Here is a 4,654-nt window from a genome sequence, read left to right on the forward strand (position 1 = left end):
ACCACCGTGTCGATCGCGTCCACGTCCACCGGGGTGGCCGCCGCGCGCAAGGAGGAGGCGCTCTGGCTGCTGGAGCGGCTCGTCCCCGGCAGCGGGGTCAACAACCTCCACCTGGCCTTCCGCGTCGCGGGCGGCCTCGACCGGACCGCGCTGCGGCGGGCCCTGGACTTCCTGGTCGGTCGCCACGAGGTGCTGCGCCGCACCTACCTGGCCGCCGACACCGGGTTGACCCGCCTGACCGCCGCGGACCCCGTGGTGCCGCTCGACGACGCCGACTGCCCGCCCGGTGAGGTCGCCGACCGGCTGGCGGCGTTCGTCACCGCGCCCTTCGCCCTGGACGGCGGGCCGCTGCTGCGCGCCCTGCGGCTGCGCTGCGGCGCCGACGACGTCTTCTGCCTGGTGGTGCACCACCTGATCTTCGACACCGCGTCGGCGGGCGTCCTGGCGGCCGAGCTGGCGGAGGTCTACACCGCCTTCGCGGCGGACCACCCGGTGCCCGCCGCCCTGGCCGGGCCGGTGCCCGCGCTCGCCGAGGCCCCCGCCACGGCGGCCAGCCGGGAGTACTGGCGGCAGCGGCTGCGCGGGGTGCGGCCGGACCGGCTGGGCCTGGCCTGCGCCGAACCGCCCGCGCCCGCCTCGCCCGTCGCCGGCGGGCAGGTCGAGACCGCGCTGTCCGCGGAGGCGGTCCGGGCGGTCGCCGAGCTGCGCCGCGCGCTGCGCGTGCCCGAGGCCGTCGTGCTGCTGGCCGCGTACGTGCTGCTGCTGGAGGCGCACGGCGCGGGGCCCGACATCGTCGTCGGCACCCCGTTGAACGTGCGCGGCCCGGACGCGCCCGGCGCGATCGGCTACCACGTGAACGTGGCGCCGCTGCGGATCGCGGTCGACCGCGACGCCGGGTTCGCCGACCTGGTGCGCGCCGCCCGGGACGCGTTCTTCGGGGCCCTCGCGCACGCCGACGTGCCGGTGGACGACCTGCTGGACCAGGTACCGCGGGCCGGCGGCTCCTGGCGGCACACCGTGTTCCGGCACGTGTTCAACTACGTGCCCGGCACCGACACCGCCCGGGTGCGCCTGGCGGGCGTCCCGGCCGAACCCGTCCCGGTGCGCACCGGGTTCTCGAAGTTCGACCTGGAGTTCTTCCTGCTGCCCGGCGCCGACGGCGTGCGGCTGAGGGCGGCCTACAACGCTGGCGCGCTCGCCGAGGCCGACGTCCGGGCGGTGGTCGCCCGCTACGACGCCCTGCTGACCGCGCTCGCCGGCGACCCGGCGCGACCGGTGGGCGCGTTCCCGGTGTGGCACCGCGGTGACCACGAGGTCATCGACACCGCCAACCGGACCGCCGGGCCGCGCCCGGTGTACACGGTGCCGGCCGCGGTGGCCGCGGCGGCGACCGCGACCCCGCGGGCGGTCGCGCTGGTCGACGGCGACCGCCGGGTGTCCTACGCGGTGCTGTGGGCGGCGGCGGTCGGCGTGCGCGACCGGCTGGTGGCCGCCGGGGTCGGCCGCGGCGACGTGGTGGCCCTGCTCGCCGACCGCGGCGCCGAACTGGCCGCCGCGGTGCTGGGGGTGTGGCTCGCGGGCGCCGTCTACCTGCCGCTCGACCCCGAGCACCCGGAGCAGCGCCTGACCCACCAGCTCGCCGACTCCGGCGCCGCGGCCGTGCTGGCGGGCCCCGGCGCCCGCCTGCCCGCGGGGCACCGGGGCCCGGTGCTGCCCATCAGCGAGCCCGCCGGCGGTGTCGGGGCCGGCGGCACGCGGAGCGGTGGCACCGAGGGCGGCGGCTTTGAAGGCGGCGGTGTCGGGAGTGGCGGCTTCGGGGCTGGCGGCGTCGGGAGTGGCGGCGTCGGGGCCGGCGGCATCGGGAGCGGTGGTACCGAGGGCGGCGGCTTCGGAGGCGGCGGCACAGGAAGCGGTGGTACCGGGGCCGATTCCGCCGAGACCGGTTCCACCAAGGCTGGTTCCGCCGGGCCCGGCGCACCACCCGAGGTGTCGGTGGTCGGCTCCGACCCCGCCTACCTCATCTACACCTCAGGTTCGACCGGCCGTCCGAAGGGGACGGTCATCGACCACGGCGCGCTGGCCAACCTGATCGGGCACTTCAGCGCGGAACTGGGCGCCGCCGCGTCGACGGCGCTGTGGTCGACCACGTTCTCCTTCGACATCTCCGCGCTGGAGCTGTTCACCCCGCTGGTCACCGGTGGCCTGGTCGTGGCCGCGCCGGACGAGGCCAGGGTGGACGGCCGGGTGCTGGCCGACCTGCTGGACCGGCACGGGGTCACCCTGGTGCAGGGCACGCCGACCACCTGGCGCCTCGTCCTGGACGAGGTCGGCGGGCACCTGGCCGGTCGCTCGGTGCTGTGCGGTGGCGAGCCGCTGCCGCCGCCGCTGGCGCACCGGCTGCTCGCCACCGGCTGCGAGCTGCGCAACGTCTACGGGCCGACGGAGACCACGATCTGGTCCACGGGCGGTCGTGTCGAACGGGTGGGCGACCGGGTACCGGTGGGCGCGCCGATCGCCAACACCGAGGTGTTCGTCATCGACGACCACGGGCGGGAACTGCCCGTCGGCGTCACCGGGGAGCTGTGCATCGCCGGTGCCGGGGTGGCCGTCGGCTACCACGCCCGGCCCGACCTGACCGCCGAGCGGTTCCGCGAGCACCCCCGCCACGGCCGGCACTACCGCACCGGCGACCTGGCCCGCTGGCTGCCCGACGGCACGCTGGAGCTGGTGGGCCGGGCCGACCGGCAGGTCAAGCTGCGCGGCCACCGGATCGAGCTCGGCGAGGTCGAGGCGGTCCTGCTCGCGCACCCGGCCGTGCGCGGTGCGGCGGTGCTGGTCCTCGACGGCTCGGGTGGGGACGGGACGCTGGTGGCCGCGGTCGAGGCCGACGAGGCGCCGGGGCTGGCCGACGAGCTGCGCGCGCACGCGCTGGCCGAGCTGCCCAAGGCGGCGGTGCCGCAGGACTTCGCGTTCCTGGACCGCCTGCCCAGCACCGGCAACGACAAGCTCGACTACCCGGCGCTGGCCCGCGACCTGGCCGGGCGGCGGGTGGTCGACGTCGGGGTCGACCACGCCGACCCGCTCGTCGCGACCGTGCTCGGCCTGTTCGCCGAACTGCTGGGCCGCGGGGACGTCACCCCGGCGACCAACTTCTTCGCCCACGGCGGGCACTCGCTGCTCGGCGCGAAGCTCGCGCAGCGGCTCAAGGGCGCCACCGGGGTGCGGGTCAGGCTGGCCGACGTGTTCGAGCACCCCACGCCGAGGGGTCTCGCCGAGCACGTGCGCTCGGCCGAGACCCCCGGCGGGAGCCCGCCCGGCTAGTCGGTCGGCGCGGCGAGCACCGCCTCGAAGTCGGCGCGCAGCACGTCCAGGAAGTCACCCGCGTTGGGCAGGACGTAGAACCGGTTCTCCCGCACGGCGTCGAGGGTCGCCGCGGCCACCGCGCCGGGCGTGGCGCCCTGGTCCTTGTCGGCGCGGACGTGCTCGGCCAGCGCCGCGGCACCGGGCGGCAGGTCCTCGGGCCCGCCGCCCGGCCGGGGGGTGTTCGGGTCCATCGCGGTCGCCACCGCGCCGGGGCACAGCAGCGTGACCCCGACGTGCGGTGCGGTGCCGGCCAGCTCCAGGCGCAGCGACCTGGACAGGCCGACCACGGCGTGCTTGGACGCGGTGTAGGGCGCGATGAACGGCGCGGGCATCAGCCCGCCCATGGAGGAGGTGTTCACCACGTGCGCCTCGGGCTGGGCGACGAGGTGCGGCACGAAGCTGCGCAGCCCGTGCACCACGCCCCACAGGTTCACGTCCAGCACCCAGCGCCAGTCCTCGACGGACATCTCCCACGAGTTGCCCATCCTGGACACACCCGCGTTGTTGCACAGCACGTGCACGCCGCCGAACGCGGCCAGCGCCCGCGCGGCCAGCCGGTCGACGGCGTCGGCGTCGCGCACGTCGGTCGGCACGGCCAGCACCTCGGCCCCCAGCGCGCGCACGAGTTCCGCGGTGGCGCCCAACCCGGTCTCGTCGACGTCGGCGATCACCACTCGGGCGCCCTCGGCCGCGAACGCCTCGGCGAGCGCGCGGCCGATCCCGCTGCCCGCGCCGGTCACGACCGCCACCCGGTCGGTCAACTCGCGCATGGTCCTCCTGTCGTCGATCTCCTTGTCCCACAACGATCCTGTCAGCTCCGGGGCACGGGCGGAAGGGCGCCCGGCCCGGCACCGGAAGGAAGAGCACATGATCAGCAAGGTCGGTTCGGTCGCGGTCCCGGTGTCCGACCAGGACGAGGCGGAGCGCTTCTTCGTCGACGTCCTGGGGTTCGAGAAGCGCACCGACGTCGTCATCGGCACGCGCCGGTTCCTCGAAGTGGCACCGCCCGGCGCGGACACGGTGATCGCCCCGTACACCTGGGTGGAGCACCACGACGACCGCGTGGGCGGGTTCAGCCGGGTGGTGCTGGAGTGCGCGGACGTCGTTGCGGTGCAACGGGAACTGGTCGCGCGCGGGGTGCGGTTCGAGGTGGTGCCCGAGGAGGCGGGGTACGCGCAGTTCCTCGACCCGTTCGGCAACGTGTTCGTGCTCGCGCCCACCCCGGGGTAGGGGGAACGAGGCAGGCGTTCTGGGGTGCTGCGGAGAGGAATTCCCGTCCTAGGCTCGGTTC

The 4,654-nt window shown here is 76.1% G+C and carries 3 protein-coding genes; 2 read left to right on the forward strand and 1 reads right to left on the reverse strand.

Annotated elements, in window-relative coordinates:
* Positions 1 to 6: 6 nt before the first annotated feature.
* The gene (locus EKG83_RS19170; RefSeq protein ID WP_170191990.1) at positions 7 to 3,321 is read left to right on the forward strand and encodes a non-ribosomal peptide synthetase; all 3,315 of its coding nucleotides are present in this window, start codon (positions 7 to 9) and stop codon (positions 3,319 to 3,321) included.
* Here the strand turns inward: EKG83_RS19170 and EKG83_RS19175 are convergent.
* Positions 3,318 to 4,133 carry an SDR family NAD(P)-dependent oxidoreductase gene (locus tag EKG83_RS19175; RefSeq protein ID WP_033435892.1) on the reverse strand — a complete coding sequence of 272 codons (816 nt, stop codon included), beginning with the start codon at positions 4,131 to 4,133 and terminating at the stop codon, positions 3,318 to 3,320. The genes EKG83_RS19170 and EKG83_RS19175 overlap by 4 nt on opposite strands.
* 97 nt (positions 4,134 to 4,230) lie before the next feature.
* Between EKG83_RS19175 and EKG83_RS19180 the strand changes: the two genes are divergently transcribed.
* The gene (locus EKG83_RS19180; RefSeq protein ID WP_033435887.1) at positions 4,231 to 4,593 is read left to right on the forward strand and encodes a VOC family protein; all 363 of its coding nucleotides are present in this window, start codon (positions 4,231 to 4,233) and stop codon (positions 4,591 to 4,593) included.
* Positions 4,594 to 4,654 lie beyond the last annotated feature (61 nt).

Source organism: Saccharothrix syringae (assembly GCF_009498035.1).
Lineage (GTDB): Bacteria > Actinomycetota > Actinomycetes > Mycobacteriales > Pseudonocardiaceae > Actinosynnema > Actinosynnema syringae.